A 253-nucleotide genomic window follows, 5' to 3' on the forward strand; every position below is an offset into this window, starting at 1 on the left:
CTTGCGTCTGGGTTCCCAGCGCCGCCATCAGTTCAGGGTGATCCCACACGGTGATCTGCAGGACGTCGCCCGCACCCACTGTGTACGGCTCCGGCTTACTCAACAGCTCACGCAGTTGCACTGCGTTTGCCCTCACATCCGCCTCGCGCATCCTTTCCGTCAAGGCGACGTTGATATCGGCAATCGGAATCTGCATTTCGATCGGCGGCACCTCTGAGTTTCCGCTTGCGACCGGCAGCGTTGCCGGAGTAGT

At 60.9% G+C, this 253-nt stretch carries 1 protein-coding gene; it reads right to left on the minus strand.

The window, feature by feature from the left end; translation table 11 throughout:
• Positions 1-253, minus strand: a 253-nt coding sequence (locus SCA31_RS24565; RefSeq protein ID WP_410699582.1) for a hypothetical protein, incomplete at both ends; no start/stop codon positions are given.

It is taken from the genome of Chryseobacterium sp. SIMBA_028 (genome assembly GCF_046535285.1).
GTDB lineage: Bacteria > Bacteroidota > Bacteroidia > Flavobacteriales > Weeksellaceae > Chryseobacterium.